Annotated in this window: 25 protein-coding genes and 2 pseudogenes; 13 read left to right on the top strand and 14 right to left on the bottom strand. The window is 40.7% G+C overall.

The window, feature by feature from the left end; translation table 11 throughout:
• Positions 1–42: 42 nt before the first annotated feature.
• Positions 43–462 (bottom strand): MOSC domain-containing protein, encoded by a 420-nt coding sequence (locus tag ACYQ03_RS11180; protein ID WP_459910019.1) that lies wholly within the window; start codon positions 460–462, stop codon positions 43–45.
• Between the two features lie 234 nt (positions 463–696).
• Here ACYQ03_RS11180 and ACYQ03_RS11175 point away from each other — a divergent pair, with 234 nt between their 5' ends.
• A complete protein-coding gene (locus tag ACYQ03_RS11175) occupies positions 697–867 on the top strand; it encodes a GmrSD restriction endonuclease domain-containing protein (RefSeq protein WP_459910018.1) in 171 nt (56 codons plus the stop codon).
• A gap of 511 nt (positions 868–1378) precedes the next feature.
• On the opposite strand, the gene ACYQ03_RS11170 is transcribed toward ACYQ03_RS11175, so the two are convergent.
• Complete coding sequence (locus tag ACYQ03_RS11170) at positions 1379–1726, bottom strand: four-helix bundle copper-binding protein (RefSeq protein ID WP_459910017.1); 348 nt, start codon at positions 1724–1726, stop codon at positions 1379–1381.
• 193 nt (positions 1727–1919) lie between these two features.
• Between ACYQ03_RS11170 and ACYQ03_RS11165 the strand changes: the two genes are divergently transcribed.
• A complete protein-coding gene (locus tag ACYQ03_RS11165; protein WP_459910016.1) occupies positions 1920–2837 on the top strand; it encodes a tyrosine-type recombinase/integrase in 918 nt (305 codons plus the stop codon).
• A 149-nt stretch (positions 2838–2986) separates the two neighbouring features.
• Here the strand turns inward: ACYQ03_RS11165 and ACYQ03_RS11160 are convergent, their stop codons facing one another.
• A complete protein-coding gene (locus ACYQ03_RS11160) occupies positions 2987–5404 on the bottom strand; it encodes a heavy metal translocating P-type ATPase (protein ID WP_459910015.1) in 2418 nt (805 codons plus the stop codon).
• A 360-nt stretch (positions 5405–5764) separates the two neighbouring features.
• Here ACYQ03_RS11160 and ACYQ03_RS11155 point away from each other — a divergent pair, with 360 nt between their 5' ends.
• From ACYQ03_RS11155 to ACYQ03_RS11130, 6 genes are all read left to right on the top strand, one after another.
• Entirely contained in the window at positions 5765–6454 is a 690-nt protein-coding gene (locus tag ACYQ03_RS11155) for a response regulator transcription factor (protein ID WP_459910014.1), read from the top strand.
• The gene (locus tag ACYQ03_RS11150; RefSeq protein ID WP_459910013.1) at positions 6451–7914 is read left to right on the top strand and encodes a sensor histidine kinase; all 1464 of its coding nucleotides are present in this window, start codon (positions 6451–6453) and stop codon (positions 7912–7914) included. The genes ACYQ03_RS11155 and ACYQ03_RS11150 overlap by 4 nt, the downstream gene beginning before the upstream one ends.
• Before the next feature lie 99 nt (positions 7915–8013).
• The gene (locus tag ACYQ03_RS11145; RefSeq protein WP_459910012.1) at positions 8014–8244 is read left to right on the top strand and encodes an SHOCT domain-containing protein; all 231 of its coding nucleotides are present in this window, start codon (positions 8014–8016) and stop codon (positions 8242–8244) included.
• A 136-nt stretch (positions 8245–8380) separates the two neighbouring features.
• Positions 8381–8842, top strand: a complete 462-nt coding sequence (locus ACYQ03_RS11140; RefSeq protein WP_459910011.1) for a hypothetical protein — start codon at positions 8381–8383, stop codon at positions 8840–8842.
• Between the two features lie 15 nt (positions 8843–8857).
• Complete coding sequence (locus ACYQ03_RS11135) at positions 8858–10195, top strand: 4Fe-4S binding protein (protein ID WP_459910010.1); 1338 nt, start codon at positions 8858–8860, stop codon at positions 10193–10195.
• A 334-nt stretch (positions 10196–10529) separates the two neighbouring features.
• Complete coding sequence (locus ACYQ03_RS11130) at positions 10530–11636, top strand: DUF362 domain-containing protein (RefSeq protein WP_459910009.1); 1107 nt, start codon at positions 10530–10532, stop codon at positions 11634–11636.
• 251 nt (positions 11637–11887) lie between these two features.
• Here ACYQ03_RS11130 and ACYQ03_RS11125 read toward each other — a convergent pair whose 3' ends face one another.
• A complete protein-coding gene (locus ACYQ03_RS11125) occupies positions 11888–12223 on the bottom strand; it encodes a winged helix-turn-helix transcriptional regulator (protein WP_459910008.1) in 336 nt (111 codons plus the stop codon).
• A gap of 477 nt (positions 12224–12700) precedes the next feature.
• On the opposite strand from ACYQ03_RS11125, the gene nadE reads away from it, so the two are divergent.
• Positions 12701–13519 (top strand): NAD(+) synthase, encoded by an 819-nt coding sequence (gene nadE, locus ACYQ03_RS11120; protein ID WP_459910007.1) that lies wholly within the window; start codon positions 12701–12703, stop codon positions 13517–13519.
• 344 nt (positions 13520–13863) lie between these two features.
• Here nadE and ACYQ03_RS11115 read toward each other — a convergent pair whose 3' ends face one another.
• The gene (locus tag ACYQ03_RS11115; protein ID WP_459910006.1) at positions 13864–15630 is read right to left on the bottom strand and encodes an HYR domain-containing protein; all 1767 of its coding nucleotides are present in this window, start codon (positions 15628–15630) and stop codon (positions 13864–13866) included.
• A gap of 1064 nt (positions 15631–16694) precedes the next feature.
• Here ACYQ03_RS11115 and ACYQ03_RS11110 point away from each other — a divergent pair.
• Positions 16695–16790: pseudogene (locus ACYQ03_RS11110) on the top strand (carboxymuconolactone decarboxylase family protein); the annotation flags it as partial.
• Between the two features lie 915 nt (positions 16791–17705).
• Here the strand turns inward: ACYQ03_RS11110 and ACYQ03_RS11105 are convergent.
• The 4 genes and pseudogenes from ACYQ03_RS11105 to ACYQ03_RS11090 form a co-directional block, all read right to left on the bottom strand.
• On the bottom strand, positions 17706–18356 hold the full coding sequence (locus ACYQ03_RS11105; protein ID WP_459910005.1) for a tyrosine-type recombinase/integrase: 651 nt from the start codon (positions 18354–18356) through the stop codon (positions 17706–17708).
• A 106-nt stretch (positions 18357–18462) separates the two neighbouring features.
• Positions 18463–18745 (bottom strand): annotated as a pseudogene (locus tag ACYQ03_RS11100) (Tn3 family transposase); the annotation flags it as partial.
• 71 nt (positions 18746–18816) lie between these two features.
• A complete protein-coding gene (locus ACYQ03_RS11095) occupies positions 18817–19317 on the bottom strand; it encodes a hypothetical protein (protein ID WP_459910004.1) in 501 nt (166 codons plus the stop codon).
• A gap of 19 nt (positions 19318–19336) precedes the next feature.
• Positions 19337–20101, bottom strand: a complete 765-nt coding sequence (locus ACYQ03_RS11090) for a hypothetical protein (RefSeq protein ID WP_459910003.1) — start codon at positions 20099–20101, stop codon at positions 19337–19339.
• Positions 20102–20329: 228 nt separating this feature from the next.
• On the opposite strand from ACYQ03_RS11090, the gene ACYQ03_RS11085 reads away from it, so the two are divergent.
• Complete coding sequence (locus tag ACYQ03_RS11085; protein WP_459910002.1) at positions 20330–20905, top strand: RNA polymerase sigma factor; 576 nt, start codon at positions 20330–20332, stop codon at positions 20903–20905.
• Positions 20898–21629, top strand: a complete 732-nt coding sequence (locus ACYQ03_RS11080) for a DUF4367 domain-containing protein (protein WP_459910001.1) — start codon at positions 20898–20900, stop codon at positions 21627–21629. The genes ACYQ03_RS11085 and ACYQ03_RS11080 overlap by 8 nt, the downstream gene beginning before the upstream one ends.
• Here ACYQ03_RS11080 and ACYQ03_RS11075 read toward each other — a convergent pair.
• From ACYQ03_RS11075 to ACYQ03_RS11055, 5 genes are all read right to left on the bottom strand, one after another.
• Complete coding sequence (locus tag ACYQ03_RS11075; RefSeq protein ID WP_459910000.1) at positions 21616–22050, bottom strand: hypothetical protein; 435 nt, start codon at positions 22048–22050, stop codon at positions 21616–21618. The genes ACYQ03_RS11080 and ACYQ03_RS11075 overlap by 14 nt on opposite strands.
• A 455-nt stretch (positions 22051–22505) precedes the next feature.
• Positions 22506–23177 (bottom strand): cytochrome c biogenesis CcdA family protein, encoded by a 672-nt coding sequence (locus ACYQ03_RS11070; protein ID WP_459909999.1) that lies wholly within the window; start codon positions 23175–23177, stop codon positions 22506–22508.
• On the bottom strand, positions 23178–23411 hold the full coding sequence (locus ACYQ03_RS11065; protein ID WP_459909998.1) for a YbbN family protein: 234 nt from the start codon (positions 23409–23411) through the stop codon (positions 23178–23180). It abuts the gene before it with no gap.
• 36 nt (positions 23412–23447) lie between these two features.
• Positions 23448–23777: a hypothetical protein gene (locus tag ACYQ03_RS11060; RefSeq protein ID WP_459909997.1), complete on the bottom strand. Its 330-nt coding sequence runs from the start codon at positions 23775–23777 to the stop codon at positions 23448–23450.
• A gap of 241 nt (positions 23778–24018) precedes the next feature.
• A complete protein-coding gene (locus ACYQ03_RS11055; protein WP_459909996.1) occupies positions 24019–24405 on the bottom strand; it encodes a winged helix-turn-helix transcriptional regulator in 387 nt (128 codons plus the stop codon).
• Between the two features lie 179 nt (positions 24406–24584).
• Between ACYQ03_RS11055 and ACYQ03_RS11050 the strand changes: the two genes are divergently transcribed.
• The gene (locus tag ACYQ03_RS11050; protein ID WP_459909995.1) at positions 24585–24875 is read left to right on the top strand and encodes a hypothetical protein; all 291 of its coding nucleotides are present in this window, start codon (positions 24585–24587) and stop codon (positions 24873–24875) included.
• Positions 24876–24935 lie beyond the last annotated feature (60 nt).

Here is a 24935-nt window from a genome sequence, read left to right as displayed (position 1 = left end):
TTTTTGTGGAATTGGCACAAAAATCCGTACACTCCCGTCATTTTATTTGTTTATGATCACTTTGTCACCTATACTAACGAAACCACCTTTTAGGACCTTGCCAAAACGCCCCTCTCGACTTACTATGTAAGGACGGCCATGCTCTTTAAATTCTTCCTTGCCAATATGTAGGATTTCGATTTCCGCTTCACCAATCATAATTTTGCTACCCACTCTAAGTTCTTCTGGAGCTATGCCTTCTATGGTTAAATTTTCCGTTAATCCCCCACTTAATACTTCTTCCTTTTTATCAAGAGGAACCTTTTCAAGGGCTTCCACAGGAAAAATGCTGATCTGCCTATCCCAGTTGCCACCGTGAGCATCTCCTTCCAAACCCCATCCTTCTATAATCTTCACCTGATTAACTTGTGTCTTATCTGTTCCTCTAATCTGACTAATGTTAATTGAAATAACTCGCCCCATACATTTTCCCCTTTGCATTTGATTGATATAATGTCTAAATTCATATCTATATAATAGGTAAGTTTTAACAATATATCAACAACAATTATTCATAAGAAATTTTATTACCATGTAGTAAGTAAACTCCAGAATAAAGTGGTTGGCGAACAATGTAGTAATGTGGCAAAATAAAGGGAGGAAATTTGTGGTTAACTAATAATCAACTGTCATATTTTATCAATCGGAGGGTTTGGGATGAATACCATTCAATCGGAAGATTTTTCTCTTAATAAATTACTACAATATTACTACATGGTGCCAAGTTACCAACGTGAATATGTTTGGCAACCCAAACAGGTGAATCAGTTATTAGAAGATGTCTTGGAAGCTAAAGGTGATCACTGGAATTCCAACGACATAATATAACACCAGAAGTTGTTAGTCTAATTGACCATACATGCTTGGGGTATGTAAGAATATAAATATTATCTAATATAAGTCTTGGCTAAATATTCCACAAGACAAAACCGTCGTATGTAGGGTCGCAATGGTTATGAATTTAACAAATTAGTTAATGTCCGTGATATACTCCATAAGGGTGATGAAATGAAACAAGGAAAAGAGAATCTGCTTCTTAGCATGAAGGAAGCAATTGACACTTTGCAGATCGAAAGATTGTGGCAGCTTGCCGTGATAAGCCCTGCTGATTTTTTTGCTTTATTATGTAGTAGGTATCTTTACAAGAAGAGGATGGACAAATTATACTTTCATCTTTCTGCCCTCGACCGAAATAGGATGGACAAATTTCAAAAATTAATGTTATCACGAGTTGAAGGAGACATTGGGACTGGGTTGTTCAAAAAGCAATAAACTGTCCCTGATGAGAAAAAATAACATAAAAATGAGATGCGAGCACATCGCATCTCATTTTTATGTTTTACATACCAGCCATTTTTCTGCATTCAGCAGCACATTGGCGGCAAATGGCAGCACAGGCTTGACAATGTTCATCTTTAAATACTTCACATTCTTTGGCGCAGGCATCGCAGATATCGGCACATAATTTGCAATGCTGTGCTGCAAACCGCGCGTTCATTGACATTTCAGCAGCGGATTGTTGGCACATCATAGCGCATTCCACCAGCATACTCATACAGTTTTTCCTTGCTGCGGCATCGGGTTCATTAAAGCATGCGGTTAAACATTCATAGCAAGCCTGAGAACACTTTTGGCAAATGTCTATGCAAGATTGGTACTTGTTGGTTGCAGCAACGACTACTCCCATAGCAAAAACCTCCTTTAGTGAAAGCAAATCATAACAATCTTAATATCTGCAGTTTATCAATTTTTATTCACAGGCTTAAGCGCATTTAAATTTCGATTAGATCAGAAGGAGATGTTGGTTCTGATAATATAGTTTTTCAGAATTAAAAGTGGTATAATATAGAAAAGGCCAATAAATTTCAAGGGGCGATTTTATGGCAAAAACTATTTATCTAGCGGATTTTGGTTCTGATAATTTGGAAGGGCTTTTAAAAGGCTTTGAATATCACCTTAAGAACAAAGATAGAGGACAATCTACACGTGCATATTTGGGCGATGTACGGCGTTTTGCAAAGTGGATCACCGAGAGAACCAGAGTCTTTAACCCCCAAGGAGTTTCACCCCTTGACCTGGTGGAATACCGCAAGCATTTACAAGAACATGGCGGCCGCCAGGGCAAGGGAGCTGCGCCTGCTACGGTTAATCGGGCCCTTACGAGCTTAAGATTATTCTTTGGCTGGCTTGTGACACAGGGGGTATGCAAGGACAACCCTGTCGAGGACATAAAACCAGTGGCCGTTAGCAAGACTCCCGTTCCTAAATGGTTATTGAGGACAGAACAGACTGCATTAATGAGGGCAGTGCGTGAGGGTGGTAGCAGACGGGACGAGGCCATCCTTGGCCTGTTGCTACACGCAGGTCTGCGGGTGGCTGAATTATGTGTCCTGGGTGTTGACGATATAGTCCTAAACGATCGCTCGGGCCACATTAAGGTCACGGGTAAGGGCAATAAGTACCGGGAGGTTCCGTTAAACATAACGATCCGTAAGATATTGACTAGGTGGTTTGAAGAAAACGCAGGCGGAGTTCTTTTCCCAAACAGATACGGCAACCCCATCGGGACCAGGGGGGTCTTTAAACTGGTGGAGGGCTACGCCTATAATGCTAGATTAAGTGATGTTAGCCCGCACACTCTCCGACATACCTTCTGCAAGAATGCTGTAGACTTAGGTATCCCTATTGACCAGGTGGCTATGATGGCAGGTCATAGCAGCCTTGATGTGACTAAACGGTACACAGTTCCTAGCATGGAGGACCTGCAATCTGCAGTAGAAAGAATGGCTTGGAATTAGCTGAATGTAATGTAACAGATGCTCAGTGTCCACTTTTTTTAACATCAACCTCCTTGTGCAGTTCTTTGGGGACGCCACGTTTTATCAAAATCAATACAAAAGAACCAACAACTGGTGTTGGTTCTTTTGTATGACTGTGTGAAAAAGTTCTACTGTGGGGCAAATTTCTTCAGTCGCAAAGCATTGCTTACTACAGAAACTGAACTTAAAGCCATAGCAGCTCCGGCAATAACCGGGTTTAGTAACCCAAGAGCCGCTACTGGAATTCCTACCGTGTTATAGAACAGTGCCCAGAATAAGTTTTGCTTAATGTTTTTAATGGTGGCACGGGATAGTTTAATGCTGGCCACCAGACCTCTCAGATCTCCCCGCATCAGAGTAATGTCAGCAGCCTCAATAGCTACATCTGTGCCAGTGCCGATGGCAAAACCTACGTCAGCAGTGACCAGAGCTGGGGCGTCGTTAATACCATCACCTACCATACCCACAGTTTTACCTTGACTACGCAATTTCTCCACTTCCTTGGCCTTTTCCTCGGGTAGCACTTCCGCCAGCACATAGTCAATTCCTACCTCTTTAGCAATAGCCTGGGCAGTACGAGTGTTATCTCCTGTAATCATCCACACTTCAATGCCCATTTTCTGGAGTTCTGCAATAGCTTCCCGGGAATGTTCCTTGACGGTATCTGCAACCGCTATGAGAGCTGCAGGCTTGCCGGAAATGGCCATGAGCATTACAGTCTTGCCCTTCTCTTCTAAGCCTTCGACCTTACTGATGTATTCCTTCATGTCTATTTTATTTTCCTGCATTAGCTTGCGGGTACCCAGGAGAATCTGCTCCCCATTCAACTTGCCCTTTACCCCGTGACCCGGAATTGCTTCAAAATGGTCCGGTTTGTCTAGGGTCAATCCCTTATCTTCCGCAACTTTTACAATAGCTTGCGCTAGGGGATGTTCTGAAAGTTTTTCTACCGCAGCGGCAATCTTTAAGAGGGTTTCTTCAGAGTAGCGTTTATCCAGTACCACTGTATCGGTAAGAGTAGGCTCACCCCTAGTTATAGTACCAGTTTTATCTAGCACCACAGCATTTAATTGATGGGCTTTTTCCAGATATTCACCGCTTTTTATGAGGATACCGTTTTCAGCTCCCTTGCCAGTACCCACCATAATTGAAGTGGGTGTGGCCAAGCCTAAAGCACAGGGGCAAGCAATGACCAGCACCGCTGTAAAATTAGTAAGTGCCCTAGTAAAGTTGCCAGGGTCAGCTCCGTAGTACCAGGCTCCCATTGTAATAATCGCTACTACAACCACAACTGGCACAAAATAGCCAGAAATGATATCTGCCATCCTCTGTATAGGTGCCTTGGAGCCTTGGGCTTGTTCAACTATTTTAACGATTTGGGCCAGCGCAGTATCTCGACCCACCTTGGTTGCTTGAAAGTTGAAGGTGCCGTGTTTATTGATAGTAGCACCGATCACATCATCCCCAGCCTTTTTATCCACGGGTACACTTTCCCCAGTGAGCATGGACTCATCCACCGTAGAGTAGCCTTCTTTGATGATGCCATCTACTGGAATTTTTTCACCGGGTTTCACTATAACGAGTTCGCCTACCTGTACATCTTCCACTGGAATTTGTACTTCTTTCCCATCCCGTAGGACAGTGGCGGTTTTAGCCTGCAAATCTAATAGTTTTTTTATGGCTTCCGAAGTTCTGCCCTTAGCAATGGTCTCCAAGGTTTTTCCCAGAAGGATTAGGGTAATAATAATTGCCGAAGTTTCATAGTAGACTTCTCTATGCGTTACCCACTGTGGAAAGAAGGTGGCAGCCACACTATAAAAGTAGGCGGCAGAGGTACCGAGGGCAACTAGCACCGACATATTGGCACTGCGTCCCTTTAGGGCTACATAGGCTTCCTTATAAAAATTGGCCCCTGCGATAAATTGAATAGGAGTAGCTATGATGAATTGGAAAGAAGGATTCATTATGATTGCCGGTACCACATCATGGGCATTAAAGAGCATCACAAACATATAGACCAATAGGGGTAAAGATAGAACAGAAGAAAAAATTACTAATCTCTTCTGATGTTTGATTTCTCTTTCCCGTTCAGCTTGCTCCAGTTCCGTGGGACTACGATCACCAAGTTCTTCGACTTTATATCCGGCATTTACCACTGCCCGTTTAATCTCTGCTACAGTAATATCAGCACTATTGAATTTAACACTGGCGGTCTCGGTGGCAAAGTTGACCGTCGCCCTAGACACACCATCTAATTTATTTAGTACCTTTTCAATACGCTGGGCACAGGCTGCACAACTCATACCCGATAGTTTTAAATCCACATGGCTTTGTACTACTCCATAGCCAGTGTCTTTTACCGCCTGTATTATTTCGTCTGGGTTAGTTATAGAGGCATCAAAGGTAATTCTAGCAGTTTCATTGGCAAGGTTGACGGCTGCCTCTTGAATGCCCGGGTGTTTTTTTAAACTACGTTCCACCCTATTGGAGCAGGCAGCACAGGTCATGCCTGTGATCTTGAGGGTGGTTTCTTTTGTTCTACCCATACTTCACTTCCTTTCTCTGTTAGTTTGACCTAAAGGTAAAAGATTATTAGAATTTTACAGTAGGTTACCTATGCCATCCTGGAACCATTGGGAAGATTAATGTCACAAAAAAGGACAGTCGCCTTACCAGTTGTAGAAAGCAAATGAACTTTCAAGAGAAATTTACTGCCCCTTCCAGTATTGTTAATTGATGACGTCCAGATAGCTATCAAAAATTGGAATATAACTAGGACTCAATCTTTATTGTCTCGTAAGTTTAACATTTTCGTGATATTCTTTTGTACTCTTTGACAGGAGCGCAATTATAGCTTTACTATAGACACAGAATCCCTATAGGGATTAATGAAGGAGGTTTTTCATATGAATCCCTTACGTGTACTCGTGGTAGATGATGAAGATAAAATTCGCCAGGTAATTGGTATATATTTAAGCAACGAAGGATATGAGGTAGGGGAAGCGGTAGACGGAGAGGAAGCCTTGCGTAAATTCCTGACCGAAGCTTGGGATCTAATCGTACTAGATGTTATGATGCCCAAGTTGGATGGAGTAACGGTTTGCCAGGAAATTCGCAAAGTTTCCAAGGTGCCTATCATCATGCTAACGGCTAAAAATGATGAGGTAGATCGTATTTTGGGCTTGGAGTTTGGGGCCGATGATTACATGGGCAAGCCCTTTAGCCCACGGGAACTAGTGGCCCGAATTAAGGCGGTTCTGCGCCGCACAGGAACCAGAGAGAAGAAGGAAGAACACCTTTTAAAGTTTCCTGGCATGAGCATAGATTTAATCAGTCGCGAGGTACGAGTCAAGGAAAAATCCATCACCCTAACTCCCAAAGAATTTGAACTTTTAGCCTTATTAGCCAGGTCTACCAGTCGTTCTTACAGTCGGGAGCAACTATTGGAAGAAGTATGGGGCTTTGACTACTACGGTGACGTTAGGACAGTCGATACCCATGTAAACCGTCTGCGGGACAAGCTGCGGGCCGATGGTGCCCCCTCCTATATTAAAACCGTTTGGGGTGTGGGCTATAAATTTGAGGTGGAGTCATGAAACTAAACAATATTGTTACAAAAATGTGGGTGGTCATGACTATTTTGGTACTGTTGGTAATTGGCATCTCAGGTGCTGCTCAGACAAGCTTTATGGAAGGGTTGTACTATGAACAGCAGGCTAAACAATTTAAAGATTTAGGGAATAAGGTGGCGGATATGGCCAGAGCAGAAGAAGATCCAAATTCCCTTGATCAAAAGGTAGCCCTTGTTGCAGAACTGTATGACGCCAACGTGATGATTCTAAACCAAAAGGGTATTGTCATGTACTGCCAGGGGATGGGTATGAGTACCCGGAATATGCCAATGAATATGGGCAATCACCACCATGGTCCTATGACTTTGGAAGATTTAGAAAAACTTTACCAGGGTCAGGTGGTAGTTCATAAGGGCAATAACCCTTATTTTAAAACAGATGTATTATCAGTAGGTATTCCCTTTAAAGACCTGAATAATATCGACCGAGCAATCATTATACATGCCCCCCTAGACCCCCTAGCAGATGAATTGGGACGATTACAAAGGCTAACAATCTACACCGCTGTTGGAGGTATAATTCTGGCTGCCTTATTAAGTCTATTTTTCTCCCGTCTCTTATCTAAACCCTTAGTAAAAATGAACAAGGCTGCTCTGGCGATGGCCAGTGGCGATTATTTGCAAAGGGTAGATATTCAATCAAACGATGAAATTGGTCTACTTTCCAACTCACTCAATACTCTGGCTTCCCGTCTACAAGAGAAGATTAGTCAACTAGAAATGCAGGAGCAAATTCGCAGAGAGTTTGTTACTAATGTAGCTCATGAAATTAAAACCCCCTTGGCGGTTATACAGGGCTTTACTGAAACCATGATTGACGGCTTGGTGAAAACAGAAAAGGACCGGGATAAATATCTTGAAAACATTTTAGAAGAAATCAATCGTCTTAAGCGACTGGTCAATGAAGTATTGGATTTGAAGAGGATGGAAGAGGGGAATTTTGACTTCGATAGAGAACCCTGTGATTTAAGGGATATTATCGACCGAGTACAACGAAAACTCACCCAATTAGCTGTTGAAAAAGATCTTCAATTTGATATTAGCATAGAAAAGAAGATACCTACTGTCAACTGCAACAGCGACCGCATTGAAAGGGTGCTTATAAACCTAATTGCCAATGCCATCAGACACACCCCCAGTGGAGGCAAGATAACCCTCTTTGTAGCTGCAAAGGCCAATCAAGTGCACCTGCGCATCAGTGATACAGGCGAGGGCATTGCCCCAGAGGATCTACCCATGATCTGGGAACGCTTTTATAAAGGGGACAAGTCCCGCACCCGAACCCAGGGTGGTACTGGTCTGGGATTGGCCATTGTCAAGAGAATTGTAGAAGGGCACGGAGGCCAGATCAATGTCGAAAGCAGATTGAACGAAGGGACCACCTTCAATATTGTGCTTCCGATGCAACAAAGCAGTAACGCATAACTTGTTACAAAAATGTGAAATAGTTGTTATAGTTTTGTAAAACTTCTTTGTTATCCTATGGTTAAGAAATCAAAGGGAGAAACGAAGGAGTGAACTAGTATGATGATGACATTTGCAGGTGGGATTACAGGTTTTCTCTGGTCCCTGATGATGATAGTAGGAATGACTTTACCTATCCTCCTAGTGATTTGGGCTCTATCAGCTGTGGGGGAACGTACTATCTCAAGGAAAATCAGTGCTCCTACACCGCTGGAGGTCTTAAAAGCCCGGCTTGCTAAAGGTGAAATTACAATGGATGATTTTCAAAGACTAAAGGAACAACTGACTTAGGCCTGTGGCAAAACCACAGGCTTTTTTATGAAAATGCAACCACTAAAAGGAATTAAAAACATTCTATTACGCATGGTTTTCCAAAGATAAATACGTGAGAAAGTAGAAAAAAATGTATTTGAAAGGGTGGAAAGAAGTGAGGTCAAAATGGTTTGTTTTATTTGGTATTATTCTAGCCTTAACGCTTATGGCAGGCCCCTTAGCAATTGGTGCACTGGCAGCAGGCGATCATGAGGATCCCCAGGCAGGACATGATATGAGTACCATGGACAGTTCTGATCCACATTATGGCCATGACATGAGTAACATAGATAGCTCTAGTGAACATAGTCAACATGATGGGGCTGCCGACGGATATAATTCTGCCGGTAGTGGTACAGGTCATGAAGGGCATGAATCCAGTGGGGGTAGTGTTCACGATACAAGTGGAAGTAGCCACGATTCGGGTGACAACGGTGGACATGATTTCGGTAGCGGCGGTCACGGAGGGGCACCTCAAGATCCGAACACTCCTCCTAACTGGCCAGTGATTTATGGTTTTGGTGCCTTTAACTTATTGGTGATTCTAGCTGCTGCATTACTCAAGAACAAAGTATAAAAGAGGTGAACTAAATTGAGTCAACAAAAGGGTAGTCAACTACTGAAAAATATATTAAAAAGCAAGTGGTATCCCGGAATCTTTCAATGGCCTACTTTAATCGTGTTTGCTGTTATCATGTATGAGTTATTAATCGGCATTCCGGTAGCACACGATAACTTTGGTACTGCCATGACATGGGTTTTGTGGTGGCCCATTATTCCGTTGATTTTCCTATTGGTCGGTCGTTTCTGGTGTGCTATCTGTCCTTTTGCTACCGTAAGTGATCTAGTACAGAAGTTTGTTGGTAATAAGAGACCAGTACCTAAATTTTTGAAAAAGTATGGTATCTGGATTATTGATGCTTTATTTATCCTCATTACCTGGGCGGATCATATCTGGGGTGTTGTGGAATCTCCCAGGGGTTCCGGAGTGCTGCTGCTTATGCTTACTACCGGTGTTATCGTGGCTGGCGCCTTCTTCGAAAGAAGAACCTGGTGCCGGTATCTGTGTTTCATCGGCGGTCTTGCAGGCAACTATTCCCGTGCAGGTGCTTTAGAACTGCGGGGGACACCGGAAATTTGTGCCAAGTGTACTGTATCAGCCTGCTACAAAGGCACCGAAAAAGCTCCTGGCTGTCCTATGTTTGAATTCCCAAAGACAATGGACAACAGTGCTCGCTGCAACTTTTGTGGTGATTGTGTAAAGAACTGTCCCAATGATTCCATTACCGTTTCCACAAGAATTCCTACTAAAGAATTATGGTTTATTCGTAAACCCAAGTTGGAAGAATCTTTCCTGGCCATTGTCATCATGGGTATTGTTTTTGTACAAAACATCACCATGCTGGAAGTGTGGGCTGAGATTCAACAATGGATGGGTGGTATTCTAGGAACTGCTAATAAAGATATAATCTTCACTGTCACCTTTATTATAGCAATGGCGATCCCAGCGCTTATTCTATACCTGACTAGTTGGATTGCATCCTTAAAGAACTCTGATAATGCTTTAATGAATTTAACTAAATTTGGTTATGCGTTGATTCCGCTGGACTTTGCCGGTCACATGGCCCATAACTTGTTCCATTTGCTGGCCGAAGGAAAGTCTGTATTATTCACCGGTTTGGCTCTGTTTGGTATCAAAAACGAAGGAGTATCTGCTGCCCTAGTGGGTATGGAAACAATTGTCTTCATGCAGTATTCTCTACTGGTCCTGGGCACCCTAGCTTCCATCTACGCGGCTTACCGTATTGCTAAGTCTAACTACAAAGGACAAGAAGTTATGGGTACCGTGATTCCATATACATTACTTACCCTAGTTCTTGTAGCCTTCAACGTCTACCTGTTCCTGTTACCGATGGCTCATAGAATGTAAACCTAAAGACAGGTTACCCACCAGGGTAGCCTGTCTTTGATATAAAGTCAATAAGGTTTTGATAAAGGCTATAAACAAGAACTACCAATAATCTTCGATTGTCGCCAGAACGCCTAGATTATAAAATAGCCGTACATGAACATAATGACGAAAAAATGAAAGGTCACTCAAAAGACCGGAGAATTAATTTGATGGGTATGAGACAATCAGCCTTTCAAAAAACCGTAGTTTAGGTTATATGATATTTTATAAAAACCTATTGACTTAGAGTTAGCTCCAAGTTGTAGGATAGATATTGAGATTCTATTTTAATTATAGAGAGGGGAAAGAGAACGTGTCCAGCAAAGTATATTTTGTAAATCTGCGGGCAAGAACAGATAAAGCCAATAAAATAAGCAAAATAAGAAACTTATTTGAACAGGCTGGCTTTAATGAGCTTATTCAAAAGGATGACCTAACCGCAATCAAATTGCACTTCGGAGAACGTGGCAGTGATGGCTTTATTAGTCCGCTATTTGTGCGTCAAGTTGTGGATAAAATCAAGGAAAAGGGTGCCAAGCCTTTTCTAACCGATACTAATACACTCTACGGTGGAAGTCGGCATAATTCGGTTGATCATTTACTTACTGCCCTGGAACATGGCTTTGGTTTTACGGTTACAGGGGCACCCCTTATCATTGCGGACGGATTACGCAGTGATAACATTACCGAAGTAGAGATTGATAAAAAACATTTTAAAAAAGTGAAACTAGCTAAAGACATAGTAAATGCAGATAGCGTAATAGTATTATCCCACTTTAAGGGGCATGAGATGGGTGGTTTCGGTGGAACCATCAAAAACCTAGCCATGGGTGGAGCACCAGCCATTGGTAAAAAAGAGCAGCATGCTGTCAAAATTACAGTAGATCAGGATAAATGCATTGGCTGTGGCGAGTGTAGCGAGGTTTGTCCAGAACACGCCATCACTATGGGCGATGGGAAGGCCAGTGTTGCCCATGAGAAATGTATTGGCTGTGGTGAATGTTTAACTGTCTGCCCAGTGAAGGCCAACGGCATAAACTGGAAGACCGACATAACAGATTTCCTGGAGAGAATGGCTGAATATGCATATGGCTTTACTAAGTGTCATGAAAAACGGATCGGATATATCAACTTTTTAATTAATATCACCCCGGATTGTGACTGTGCGTCGTGGAGCGATGCACCCATTGTTCCTGATATCGGTTTTTTGGCATCCACCGATCCTGTGGCCCTTGATCAGGCAAGTTATGATTTAGTAAATAAACAGATAGGTTTTGCTGAATCTCACCTTTCTTGTAATCACGAGGCTGGGGCAGATAAATTCCAAGGTTTGCGCCCCTATATTGACGGTACCATTCAAATGCGACATGGTGAAGAAATTGGTATGGGTAGTCGAGATTATGAATTAATTATACTGTAGTCACCAGAATTGTTTGTATTCACAAGAACCAACACAGACATATTAGAGTATGTTGTATTCTAATATGTCTGTTACTTTTAATAACACTGGTAATGTTTCTAACAATAATCACAACTAATTGGTCGTAAACATTCCAAAAATGGAGACAAACTACCAAATGATATTGTCTATACTTAATGCCATTTTATATATTTTCCACATCTTCATATCCATAAATCTTTCGATAATTAATAAAGCGTAGCTTTATTTTTTTATTTTTCTTTATTACGCTCCCCCCACTGACACATACCCTGTATAATTGGCCAGAGTGTTTGCCCTTTTTCAGTAAGGCTATATTCGACCTTTGGAGGAATTTGCGGATATTCCTTACGATGAATTAAGCCATCATTCTCCATTTCCTTTAATGTGGTACTAAGGGTTTTGTAGGTTATTTTACCTATCATACGTTGCAGTTCATTATAGCGTACAGCCCCATACTTTGATAAGTAAAATATAATCAGCAGTTTCCACTTTCCGTTGATAAGAGAGAGTGTATAGCCAAAACAGGTATCTTGGCTGTCAGCAACAGTTCCTTTGTATTCCTTCATAGTTACACTATCCCCCTAGATAGTATGCATCAAAAAAGTGCATACTTTTTCGTAATTCCATATCAACTATATAATACATTTAAATCAATGTAAAGGGTTGCTCAGACACTAATAAGAAATATACATCTCTGAATTAATACTTGTTTTATAGTGTGTGCTATATAGTGAATGTTTTTCAACTGTTAAGAATTATCGTTAGAAGGATAGATAAAGTATATTATCACAACAATAACATTACCACCTATCTTGCAATGGTAATAAGTTTATTGTTATGGCGCGAAATGGCATCCACATGTTGGCCGCAATTGCAAAATCACCGTTCTGCAGAACGCAGATGATAGCCAAACCTTTCATCCAATGGATAAAGGTCTGGCTATGGAGATGGGCTCGATCTATATCCGAGATGAGTTACAAAAAAGTTGTTACGATTACATCAGAACCAATCATTTGTACCAATAAAAAGAGGGGGAGTTTCCAATGAGCAAACAAATGGAAATTATCCAAGCTTTGAATGTGAAATCGGAGATCAACACTAAAGAGGAGATTCGTAACCGGATCGACTTTCTCAAAGCATACTGTTTGAAAGTAGGAGCAAAAGGCTTTGTTTTGGGCATCAGCGGCGGTCAAGACTCGACCCTTGCTGGACGGCTGGCACAATTGGCGATTGAAGAACTGCGGGCAGAAGGTTACGAAGCCAATTTTTATGCCGTTCGCCTGCCTTATGGTACGCAAAAAGATGAAGAAGATGCTCAAGCTGCTCTGGCATTTATCAAGCCCGACCAAACCTTTGTCTTTAACATTGAGGATCCCATAGCAGCCTTTGTCAAAGCCTACATGAATGCCACAGGTGAAGTCATGACTGACTACCACAAGGGGAATGTTAAAGCCAGAATGCGTATGGTTGCCCAGTACGCCATTGCTGGGGAGCAGCAATGTTTGGTCATCGGTACGGATCATGCAGCCGAGTCAGTAACAGGGTTCTTCACGAAATTCGGCGACGGTGGAGCCGACATCCTTCCTTTGGCCGCCCTCACAAAAGGGCAAGGGCGTGAACTCTTGAAGGAGCTTAATGCTCCCGAACAACTTTACCTTAAGACTCCAACGGCAGACTTGCTCGATAACAAACCTCAGCAAGCGGATGAGACGGAACTTGGTATTGAATACATTGCTCTTGATCAATATTTATTGGGTAACGAAGTTGATCCTGGTGTTAAGGCGAATATTGAAAACCGCTTCGAAGTAACAAAGCACAAACGAGAGTTGCCTGTAACTCCCTTTGATACTTGGTGGAAGTAGGCGTTCACTTGAAGGGAAGTGGCTCCGTAAAGGGGCGGTTATTTTGTTGTATGCTATGAGCTTCAATAATTTATACTAATTCGGCCTTTAGAATGAAAAGCACTCTGGAAAATTCTCGATTAGACTTCACAGGGTGCTTTGATTCTGTAAGAAGCAATTTGCATTGTCTATTCGTATATAAACCTATGGTATTATTGACAAAGCAGACCGGCCCAAATTAAGCACAAAGAATATTGATAATATGGAAGGCAGAATAATTAACAGATTATTTAATTCCGATAATATGTGACCATTCCGGGATAAAATGACGATCTACAATGTATTTCATAGAGTTATTACCATCTTTAAAAAGGCTTAATGTGATTTGTTATTAATGGTTGACCTATCACCACTTGTCTTATAACTGTGACATTAAAAGAGCAAGAGGCAGTATTTCCAGCCGCATCTATTGCAGTACAGGTAACAACCGTAGTCCCTAAGGGAAAGAAGGAGCCAGATGGTGGATTGTTGACAACATTTACACAAGGGCAGTTATCAGTTGCAACAGTATTGAAGTTTACCCAAGCTCCGTTTAGACCATCGACATAAAATACTGTAATATCTTTAGGGCAGGTTATGGTTGGTGGTTCATCATCTGTAACAGTAACAGCAAAGGAACAAGATGCAGCATCTCCTGTACAGGTATTTGTAGCCGTACAAGAAACAGTCGTGGTACCTACTGGAAAGCTAGAACCAGAACTTGGTTCACAGGTAATGCTCACATTAGGACATGTGCTGGTTGCGCTAACATTGAAGTCAACTTTAGCACTGCATTGTCCGAAGTCATTGGTTGTGCAAATATCTCCAAGGCAGATTATGGTTGGTGGTGCATATTCATAGGCCCCTGCATCACAAGCACTATTTTGTGGCCGAGCAACTCCACGTTGATCAGTGCTAACTGTGCAATCTGCAGACTTAACACTGTCAATGGCTACACTGCCGCTTAGTAATCCATGGGTCATCGTGGTTCCCGGTGGGTTTAAAGCCAAGGGACCTAATTTAAGTTCGTCTGGTTTAACTTGTATAAAATCTTGTAAAGTATCATCAGTAGAAAAATTTACACCAAATGCTGTAAATGTACCTCCACCAAAGAAATTAGGAACAAGATTATTGGCAATAATCGAATTTTTGATGGTTATACTTGTATTGGAATCACAATATATACCAGCACCGTTCGATGCGTGATTTTCAGCGATTGTACTAAAACTAATGTTAATTATACCGTGAAGTGTTTCATAACTTCCATTATAAATAGCACCACCACTATCCTGGGTGCTGTTGTTAGAGAGGGTACTGTTTATAATGGTAACTGTACCATAATTAAAAATAGCCCCACCATAAGATGCTGTGTTGTTGGAGAGAGTACAGTTTGTAACAGTGGCTGTACCATAATTGCAAATAGCCCCACCATCAGATGCTGTGTTGTCAGAAAGAGTACAGTTTGTAACGGTGGCTGTACCATGATTTATAATAGCCCCACCAAGATGAGCACTGTTGTTTGAGAGAGTACAGACTGTTAAGGTGGCTGTACCATCATTTGAAATAGCCCCACCATAAGAAGCGGTGTTGTTAAAGAGACTACAGTTTGTAAAGGTTGCTGTACCAGTATCAAAATTACAAATAGCCCCACCGAGATAATTGCCTGTGTTGTTAAAAAGAGTACAGTTTGTAAAGGTTGCTGTACCAAAATTACAAATAGCCCCACCTCTTACCAGGGCGGTGTTGTCAGAAAGAGTACAGTTCGTAAAGGTGGTTGTACCATGATTTCTAATAGCCCCACCTTCAAAAGAATTACCATTTATAATGGAGATACCCTGAATGGTAACTTCAAAACCGTTAGAAATATCAAACACAAGACTAGTGTTATTACCACTAATTGTAAGTTCTTCTGCGCCAGGGCCATCAATGGTTAAGTTCTTACCAATAACAATAACTCCACTGGTTAATGTAATCGTATTGGAAGAGCCTGAAATATTGAATTTAATGATGTCACCCGACTCTGCCTCAGCAATGACTTGGCGAAGTGAACCTAGACCACTATCTTCGGTGCTAGTAACTCTAATTGTAGGCATATTTCTCCCCCACTTTTCTAGCATTTTCCTTTTTTATGATATGCGCGGGGGATTCTAATGTGAAACCTTAATATTAGAACGGAGACTGATGGTGTACATTAAGGATTGAGTTTGGGCAGGAATGCTATGAACATTTCCCGGATTGAGCACCAGTGCTGGGATGATGGAAGAGTTTATAGTTTGCATTAGCTAAAATGTATGCACTAAGTGTTTAGCCAATATTATGAAGTAAATTAATTAGGATCGCTATACAAGCTAAGATAAGCAATATATCACAGAATATTCTAGCTTGATCATATGGTAAATAATAAACCAAGTAACCCTGCATTATTATTATGCATGAAACAAAAATTCCTACTTTGCTAGACTTTTTCCTATAATTTTCTTCATTGTTAAAGATGGAGAAATTTATAGTACCCTTCCTATAAAGCAAAAAAAATGTCATGAGAACAAATCCGTAAAAACTTGTAAATAATACTAATGCTTGCTTAGGTTCAATTATTTCGTTAAGGAGCCTATAAATAAAAGTAAGTGCAAAATATGAGCCAGCTAATAAAAACAAAAACAAAATCTCTTGTTTAGTAGGTTTCATGGGTTCACACCTTTTGGATTTGTTAAGTTGATTTTAAAATACATTCTTCATAGCATTAATGATACCTTTAAAAAGTTTGTCTATTTCGTAATGCTTAATTCAGTAATAGGATTAAAGTTTAACAATAACCAATTTGACAATAACATGAAATTTGAATTAATCAAAACTTCTTGCTTGCAAATGGATATATTAGAAAGACAAACTCATAGTCCAAAGAGGGCCAACCAAACCCTGGTGGATGGCGACACAAAACTTGCACATAGAAATTTAACAATCGGTACAGCTCTAAGACAAGAAACAAGGCCTATGGGACCAATAAAACAAAAGTCCCATTACAATAGGTTTTGTAAAATGAAAAGCACTCTGGGAAAATTCTCGATTAGAATTCACAGGGTGCTTTGATCCTGTAAGAAGCAATTTGCATTGTCTATTTGTTTATAAACCTATGGCATTTTTGGGGGATATTTTCTAGGAAATGTCAGAGATCATCACACAACTTGCGTTCTACGCTGGGTGGCCCAATGCATGGGCAGCGTTTGCATTAGCCAAAGAAGTGTACGTTGAATAACCAAGGAGATGGAAGATAGAAGGAGTGGCTGTGATCATGCGGAAGGTAAGCTGAGATAATAACACTGGTAATATGTCTAATAACAATCACAACTAATTGGTCGTAAACATTCCAAAAACGGAGAGTAAATAAACTCGCACGTAGTACAAACATTTTAAGTAGTGTCCACCACGGAAGGGCGAGGATTTCACAAGATAAGTCTGAATATTACTGAAATTAACGAATTGTCATATAGTATTTTATATATAAGCCGAATATCACTAGTCTAACGTCGTATGATTTTGTTTTTGTATAAGGTTAACATAAGCGTTTTTGCTCAGCTTTACCAATGGCATTGAGTATACACAATGCCATTTTATATATTTGCATAATAAAAGAAGGGGGAGGGGGACGTGCAACTCAATTAATGGCAAGTTGCAATTGTTACACTTATTTTAATTAACATAAAGAATATCCCCGAATAACATTATTAGTATTAGCGAGAGCAACAAATAGCTATAAAAACACACATAAATACACTCATAATAAAATACATATATAATCATAATTAATTACATAAATAAATACATGAATTAAATAATTTATTCTAATGTGCCGATATGCGGTTAAAGTTTAACAAAAACCAATTGGGTAATAACACGAAACTTGAATTAATTCAAAACATCTTGCCACAAAATTTATTATAATGTGGTTAGCGGATTCGTAGCATTTAACTAATAGGACTGTACTAACTATGGCTAAATAACGATTTAAGAATCTCAAAGTTCCCATTAAAAATATTAGAAGACAAACTCACAAACCAAAGAGGGCCAACCAAGCCCTAGCTAGATAACCAGTTGGATAGACCTTTGTAAGCCCTTCATTTTTCACTAGTTTACATAATATGTATTATCGGAACCAATAAATAAGATTGTATCATAGCCCATTATATAGGGCTTGTTGAGCATCGGTAATAGCTAGTCTTGAATATACCTCCAGCGATTTTCTGCTTTCGTGGCCTGAATACGGTTGAATCAGTGCATCGTCAATCCCTTGCTTTTTCAGCCAGGTCAAAAGAAAATGGCGTAGCTTATGTGGCGACAGGTTTTGTGCAAGTCCTGCCTCTTCTGAATATTTAGCCAGGATTTTTCGGATACCTCGGTCTGTGTACTTCTTCTTCCATGAGGATTCAAATAGATAAACAGCCTGTTTCTTAGCCATTGAATCAGAATGCATAGCTAACATTTCCTTGAAAGAATGAGGGAACGGGACAATGCGATCCTTGTTCCCTTTACCTTTATTTATTCGTATCTGGCAGTAGTTAAAATCAACTTCTAGGAGGTTAATATTTATTAACTCACTTACCCTTGCGCCGGTATACAGAAGCGTTTTAATTATCATCATATCTTGGAAGTTTTTTGACTTCCAAACCACATCATAATAACGCTTCAATTCTTCTTCGGTGGGTACAAAAGGTAATTTTTTAGGCGTTATCGGTATATCAACCTCCAGTTCTGTTCGTAAGTGTTGAAATAGGCTTTTTAGATAAGCATAGTCTGGTCGTTCCCCCCGGAGATATTTTGCCAACTCTTTTGCCTTTTTTTAGCAGAAGTTCTTTTCTCGGTCATGCAATATCACCTACTTCCAGTGGAAGACGTTCACTCATGTTAAGCTTGAACGTTCCATAAGGATTATAATCACAAAGGAAAATCGTTTTTACTGCTTTTCCAAGCTCTCCTAAAGCTTGATAAGTCGGATGCTTAAGGTTATTCCTGGTAAACCGTTTTAATATTGCTTCCGTTTCTCATGCCCGTTTCTGGTCGATAAAGCTTTTGTGAGTGAATACCTTTTAACCGGGGCATTAACTGATACCCAAGTAGATGGCAAAAGGCAAAGGCTACTTCGCTTTGCCCGTGAGAATCGACGTAATTTTTCTCTACTATTGTCTTTTTTGTTTTTCGTATCTCAGAGCAGTTAAACTATGAAATGAGGGCTGTACTGAAACAGAAGTTTCAGTACAGCCCCTAAAATATTTCATTGTATTGGTTTATAAGTTATTCTCAGAAATCTCTTCCGAAGATCCTGGTTTAGTATACAGAACTTCGACCACAAGCTCATTAATATATTTTTCCATAACAAGTCTTGGGATCAACTCTGGTTGAAAAACCTTGCCTTTTTCCCAAGGGGCATTAAGTTCTTTAGCCAAAAGAGCACCTTCCGGACTTTCTACAAAAATGTCCGCCTGTAGTTCATTTTTTATTAGGATATTTTTAGAGGGTTGAGTGTCGGGGAGTTTTACATGGAGTGTAGCCCTGGAGAGTGGGTCACTACCCTTGTATACAGTTGTAGCTTGCACCCAATTATTGGCCTTATCCCATGCAATGCTTACGGTCACTTCCCAGTTTGGCAAGAAAACAGTTCTTTCGATATGATGTAATGGTAATGAGCTTAGTTTCGGTATGTGAACTGTTTTCTGTTCAAGTCTTTCAGTCACACACGCCGGTAAGCTTATTACAAATAACAATAAGATGATGATACACCTTTTCAATACATATTCTCCTATAAATCTAAAAGGGATTAGTCATATCCCCTTGGATAGACTCAACTTCTAAGCCCCAGCTGCTTCCACCTCGACTAATAGTACATAGGCCTTTGCCTGCAATCCAAATGGCAGGGGCACCTGAATATTGCACATGGCCCCATGTACTAGGTGGATATAAGTGTTGAGCCACATTGTCAGCAGGCGCTGTCGAAAAAGTCTTTTGTCTTGTATCATAAGTCCAGCCACCCTCAGATCGTTTCCCATTAGCAGAGGCTAGAATTTTGTGGCCTGTAATTGATACGTCGTTAGCTAATCTGTCCCATGTAACCTTTACATCCGTAATTTGGCCGTAATAACCGGTGCTGGAACTACCAATACGATCCCAGTACAAGGTTAACCATATGTCACAAGAACTACTGTCATCTCTATCGTATTTAGGGTCATACATTGAAGTACCCATAATAGTTACTAAAGATGTGGTTGCAAAACTTTCACTTATTGAACCATCTTCATTTTCAACTTCCTTTAGTTTTTGGGTAGTAACATAGTTTTCAAATTCTACTTCAGAGGCTAAACCAATAGGAGTGAGTTTGGCCTTAACCTTAGTTTCCTCATTGGAATCTAGATCCGAAACACCTTGTAGGGCTCTTTCTTTTATTTTAGCTTTTTCTGTAATCTCCTGTGCTTCATATTTAACCTTCTTAATCTTATTTTCTGCAGCAAAGCCCGGAATTGCAAAACACAACATCAGTATGGTCAAAAGCACAAAAAAACCTAATCGTTTTAACATAATTATTCCCCTCTCTAAATTATATTTGGAATACAAGGATATTAAAATACTTTCAAATACCCACCCCCTTTATCTATTGATAAAATAAAGAGGGAGTTGGTTTTATAAACTAATCGCCTTATTATGACATTATTTGCACCCATATTAACACCCATATTAATAAGAGGAATCGAATCGTGATGTGTAGAAATATTACACAAAATTCCCAAAACCTCTTAGGGGGCTACTATGTCTATTTTTAAAAAACTTTTTACTAGAAAGAAGAAAGTTGATAAGGATTTAAGTAAACTTATTTTCGAACTGCATTATAAGTCGGCCTTACAATGTGCCTATTTTTATTGTGGTGATGCAGCCATTGCTGAAGAAGCTGCCCAGGAAGCAATTTTCAAGGCAATTCAAAACATAGAACAACTAAGGGATCCAGATAAGATTGAGGCTTGGATAAAGAAAATTACTATAAATAACATCAATAGCATTATTAATAAATACAAAAAAGTAGTTAGTATTGATCTTATGGGTCCTATTATCGACTCCATCGAAAACTCACCTGAGTATGTGGTAACTTCAAAAGATACAATATCTGCGGTAAATAAAACGATAGATAGTTTGGATCCTGTAATGAAGCAGATAATACATCTTTATTACTATAAGGAAATGAAGGTAAAAGATATCTCCATATTAATCCAAAAACCGGAAGGTACTGTGAAAACACTATTACATAGGGCGAGAGCTCAAATCAAAATTCGTTTGATTAGAGAAGGTTATGTTATCAATACTTCGGAGGGTGGGCTGCAAGTTGAGTGACGATAAAATTACTTCCGTCGATGAACTAATTAAAGAATCCATTAAGGAACGTGCAAAAAATAACATTGATGTTGATGTGGATTTAGCCTGGGAGGAATATAATAACAAGTATAACTCTAAGCCAAAGTCCCCATCTAAATGGTCTGTTGTGGCCTGTTCATTGATTATCTTTTTGGTATCGGGACTTTGGTTGATGCCAAAGGAAGGAACAGCCTTGAATCTGAAGATTTTTGAGACTATCCGTTCCTTTGTTGTCGGCAAGGTTCAAACTGCACATATCTCATTCGGAACTCAGGAAAAAGAAAAAGACCTTGTGGACTCCCTTAAACCAGAAGTTTTACAGGTCTTAAATGATGTACCTTATCAAGCTTTATTACCTACTGATCTAGTCGGCCAGTATTATATAGAAAGAGTAATAGCCCAAAAGGTTGGAGATTCTACTAAGGTTGTGTTGTTCATTAAAACCGCCAGCTCGGCACCAGTAACTATTAGCCAGATTAATATTATTGGAGACTTTAACCAGGCCACTTCTTACGATACAGAAGATGCAGTAATGAAAAAGGCTAATATTAAAGGTCAAGAGGCAAATTTGTTGCTATATAAGGATGGGAAAAAGCAATTATCCTGGATTGATAGAGATATCTTTGTTACAATAACTTGTCCTTTGGACGAGGAAGATTTGTTTGTTCTGGCCAACTCGTTGAGACGGTTTAATTTACAGTAAAAGAACTAGTGTAAGAAGTATTAGTTTCGGTTAATGTACCGTTATCTGCCCTGTGTAAGCATCTTACCCTGTAGGTTATCCCCAGAATACCTTTGTAGCTACCACTTGTAGTGGAATAAGAGTTATTGGTTACACTACTTGTCCAGCTTGTAACTACGGTCCAGCCACTTGATGTTTTCTTCTCCAGATATACTGTGGTGGTGATTTTACTAACATTGGTGTAAGTTTGGGTGGTACCAGATGCACCTATACTAGTTCCATTCAGTGTGTACAGGCTGGAACAGTCAAATAGGTATTGGTAAGCCATCGGTGTCACTACCCCTATATTACTCTTTTCCTCTTGAGCCATTACGGGTTGGCCTATAGCCAGGAACACCAACCCCATCAGTAAAATTGCAAGCGATTTAATTCTTTTGAACATTAATGATACCCCCTTAATTTATTTTTCAATACCTAGATTAAGGAAGTAGCCATTTGGTTTCAAAAAAAATTTATTATTTCTAAAAAGATCCCCCCCTAATGAGGGGGCACTGAAAGAAATTTTTATTTAGTAAGGCATCACTAACAGAATTTAGTGATGCCTTTGACAATTCAATCAAATGTAGTATTCCTTCGTAAAAATCAGGTCTTTTCGATGACCTTCCAGACGACATAGTATCTTTTAACAATATTTTCCATCTACTTTGCGGGTGGTATCAGCTTCGCTGGTATTACCCCATATAAAATGCAATAAAAAACACCCCACAAATATTTATGGGGTGTTGTCACACCTGCAAATCATACCTTAGCCCCCTACCATCATTGAAAATTTATCCTTGCATCTTATAATATTCCCTCTAGGTACCATTGATACTTCATCATCAATACACCGACTACCTAGCTAACTACACCATACAGCAAATAAAAGCCCAGTCCAATTAAAGCCACTCCGCTAATCCTTTGCACTACTTGACTAAAGCCTTCAAATTTTGAGGCATTTTTTAATACTGAGGTAAAGGTTCCTGCAGCCAAAAGCGGAATGCTGCGGCCCATTGCGTAGGCAAAGAGCAGAGCAAAACCGTACCAAACACTGCCTTTTGTGGCGGCGTAGGCAAGCACCGTGGCGGTGATTGGGACAGTACAAGGGGAGGCGATGATGGCAAACGGGATGCCCAACAAAAAGGCCCCCAGCACTCCGCTACCCTGTTTTACCCCCGTTGGATTTTTTCCAAAAGCGGGTAGTTTAAAGAGTCCCAACAGATTGGCCCCCATCAGAACGGCCACCAGGGCAGCCGCATACCAGACCACTTTGCTCCCCATAAACAGCCCGCCCACAGCGGACACCGCCGCCCCGGCGATGGCAAGGGTGAGAGATAAACCCAGCACAAAGGACAAAGACAGGATAAAGCCCTTTAAACGGGAGCGATTGTCATAGCCCCCCACATAGGCCACCACCATGACGGCAGTGGGCAAAGTGCAGGGGCTAATCCCGCTGAACAGCCCCGCGGCGAGTGCTGCCAGCAGGGAAAATAGTAACGAGCCTGTTAAAAGCGTTTCCAGCGCTGGCATCTATTTCACCACCTGTTCGATGACTTTAGTTACCTCAGCCTGATTCAGTTCTCCCATCCAGGTCTGCACCAACTTTTGCTTACCATCAAAAAGCACCAGGGCTGGAGCGGTTTGTACCTTCATATCTGCAGCAGTTTTGTTTAACTGTTCCCCTTCGGACTCCTGGTAAACTGCAATATCAATCCAAGTAAAGGTTAGCTGATCACCATATTTCTTTTCAATTTGCTGTACCACCGACCGGTGGTTGGAGAAGAATTCCTTTGTGCTGGGTCAGCAATCTGCATTGTAGGTATAGACCACCGCCATGGGTTTACCTTTCGCAAAGCCATCCTCTAAAAGTTTAACCAGCTTGGGGGCATTTGTGTTAACAACACTTGATTGCTGCTGACCTGCCGAGCTCTGGCTAGCTTCTGTCGAACTGGCCTTTGCTTGGCCTGGCTCGCTTTTATTGGTATCTGTTTGATTGGTTTCGGTCTGAGTGGTAACCACCTGGGGTGTTTCCGCTTTCTCTCCTCCCCTGGATAAAAGGGGTTTGGTACCCACCGCCACAAAGGCTAGTAAAATCACACCTAGTAGCACCAGCTTGCCACGCTTGTTCATGAACCTGCCTCCTCTAATTACCTAAACTTTTGCTTATATTATAAATTTATTATATATTAGCATCAATATTCCCAGTAAACGAGCAAATTGTTAAAACTTTACAAACGAAATGACCGCATAAATCAACGGCCTTTCAGGTTATATCAATGATCTCATCAAAATTATATTTCATTGATTCTCTCTCAATTAATATTGTCTTCAATTAATATTGTCTTCCATAATCTAACATTAGCTTCCATAATCACTCAGCCATGAAGTTGTAATCGCATTTTTGGCATTGCAAAAGCATATGCTCGCTATCCTCTCTGTGGTATGCACCCGACCATCTGCAAATGCTTTGCAGGATGGGTACAACGGATTTTCCCTTATTCGAAAGGCAATATTCCACTCTCGGCGGGATTTCATTAAATTGTTGCCTTTGAACGATTCCGTCTGCAAGCAAATCTTTTAAAGTTGCTGCCAAAACAGCGTCTGTGATATTTGTCATTTCCTTGCGCAGAGAGCTATAACGCAGAACCTCTTTCTCTGCCAGAACACAAATAATACGTGACTTCCATTTCCCGCCGAACACTTCCAAGCCATATTCCAGTGGGCAACGAATATCTTTTTCTAACTTGGGTTTATACATTCTGTGCAACCTCCTGTAATCGTAATTATAAAAGGCATGCTGTACTAGCGCAAGCAACTATAAAATTTATGAGTTACTCATGAATTTGCTAATATATTCCGCTTCCGAAGTCCTTTGACTATAATCAAAGCAAGCTCAATGACAGGAGCCTTGCAAAATCCATTTAAGGGGGAATTATAATGAAAGTCAATGCTTATCTAGAAATCACTATGAAAATTGAAGCCGCCAATCGTCCTGCAGCAGCAAAGGTCTACACCGATTACCGCGATCCTTTCCTCAATACCATCGAAGGCGCTCTGACGAAAGACTTGCTGATCCGTGACGAGGATGTTCAGGTTTTACACGGTTTTGACAGCGTAGAACATGCGCAGGCATACATGACCAGCGAGATGTTTCAAAACGACGTGTTTGTCGGCCTCAAGCCGCTCTGGAGTACCGATCCCGATGTGAAAATTTACAGCGTGGCTTAACCTCTGATTTCAAGTCCTTACAAAGTTGTGTTAAATAAAAACCACTTATGAAAATGAGGC

Source organism: Desulfotomaculum defluvii (assembly GCF_054657375.1).
This window is presented reverse-complemented; position numbering and strand designations above follow the sequence as displayed.

Excerpts from the sequence above, each read along its gene's own strand:
- ACYQ03_RS11180 (WP_459910019.1), bottom strand. The coding sequence starts at position 462 with ATGGGGCGAGTTATTTCAATTAACATTAGTCAGATTAGAGGAACAGAT.
- ACYQ03_RS11175 (WP_459910018.1), top strand. The coding sequence starts at position 697 with ATGAATACCATTCAATCGGAAGATTTTTCTCTTAATAAATTACTACAA.
- ACYQ03_RS11170 (WP_459910017.1), bottom strand. The coding sequence starts at position 1,726 with ATGGGAGTAGTCGTTGCTGCAACCAACAAGTACCAATCTTGCATAGAC.
- ACYQ03_RS11165 (WP_459910016.1), top strand. The coding sequence starts at position 1,920 with ATGGCAAAAACTATTTATCTAGCGGATTTTGGTTCTGATAATTTGGAA.
- ACYQ03_RS11160 (WP_459910015.1), bottom strand. The coding sequence starts at position 5,404 with ATGGGTAGAACAAAAGAAACCACCCTCAAGATCACAGGCATGACCTGT.
- ACYQ03_RS11155 (WP_459910014.1), top strand. The coding sequence starts at position 5,765 with ATGAATCCCTTACGTGTACTCGTGGTAGATGATGAAGATAAAATTCGC.
- ACYQ03_RS11150 (WP_459910013.1), top strand. The coding sequence starts at position 6,451 with ATGAAACTAAACAATATTGTTACAAAAATGTGGGTGGTCATGACTATT.
- ACYQ03_RS11145 (WP_459910012.1), top strand. The coding sequence starts at position 8,014 with ATGATGATGACATTTGCAGGTGGGATTACAGGTTTTCTCTGGTCCCTG.
- ACYQ03_RS11125 (WP_459910008.1), bottom strand. The coding sequence starts at position 12,223 with ATGAAGGAATACAAAGGAACTGTTGCTGACAGCCAAGATACCTGTTTT.
- nadE (WP_459910007.1), top strand. The coding sequence starts at position 12,701 with ATGAGCAAACAAATGGAAATTATCCAAGCTTTGAATGTGAAATCGGAG.
- ACYQ03_RS11115 (WP_459910006.1), bottom strand. The coding sequence starts at position 15,630 with ATGCCTACAATTAGAGTTACTAGCACCGAAGATAGTGGTCTAGGTTCA.
- ACYQ03_RS11090 (WP_459910003.1), bottom strand. The coding sequence starts at position 20,101 with ATGTTAAAACGATTAGGTTTTTTTGTGCTTTTGACCATACTGATGTTG.
- ACYQ03_RS11085 (WP_459910002.1), top strand. The coding sequence starts at position 20,330 with ATGTCTATTTTTAAAAAACTTTTTACTAGAAAGAAGAAAGTTGATAAG.
- ACYQ03_RS11075 (WP_459910000.1), bottom strand. The coding sequence starts at position 22,050 with ATGTTCAAAAGAATTAAATCGCTTGCAATTTTACTGATGGGGTTGGTG.
- ACYQ03_RS11070 (WP_459909999.1), bottom strand. The coding sequence starts at position 23,177 with ATGCCAGCGCTGGAAACGCTTTTAACAGGCTCGTTACTATTTTCCCTG.
- ACYQ03_RS11060 (WP_459909997.1), bottom strand. The coding sequence starts at position 23,777 with ATGAACAAGCGTGGCAAGCTGGTGCTACTAGGTGTGATTTTACTAGCC.
- ACYQ03_RS11055 (WP_459909996.1), bottom strand. The coding sequence starts at position 24,405 with ATGTATAAACCCAAGTTAGAAAAAGATATTCGTTGCCCACTGGAATAT.
- ACYQ03_RS11050 (WP_459909995.1), top strand. The coding sequence starts at position 24,585 with ATGAAAGTCAATGCTTATCTAGAAATCACTATGAAAATTGAAGCCGCC.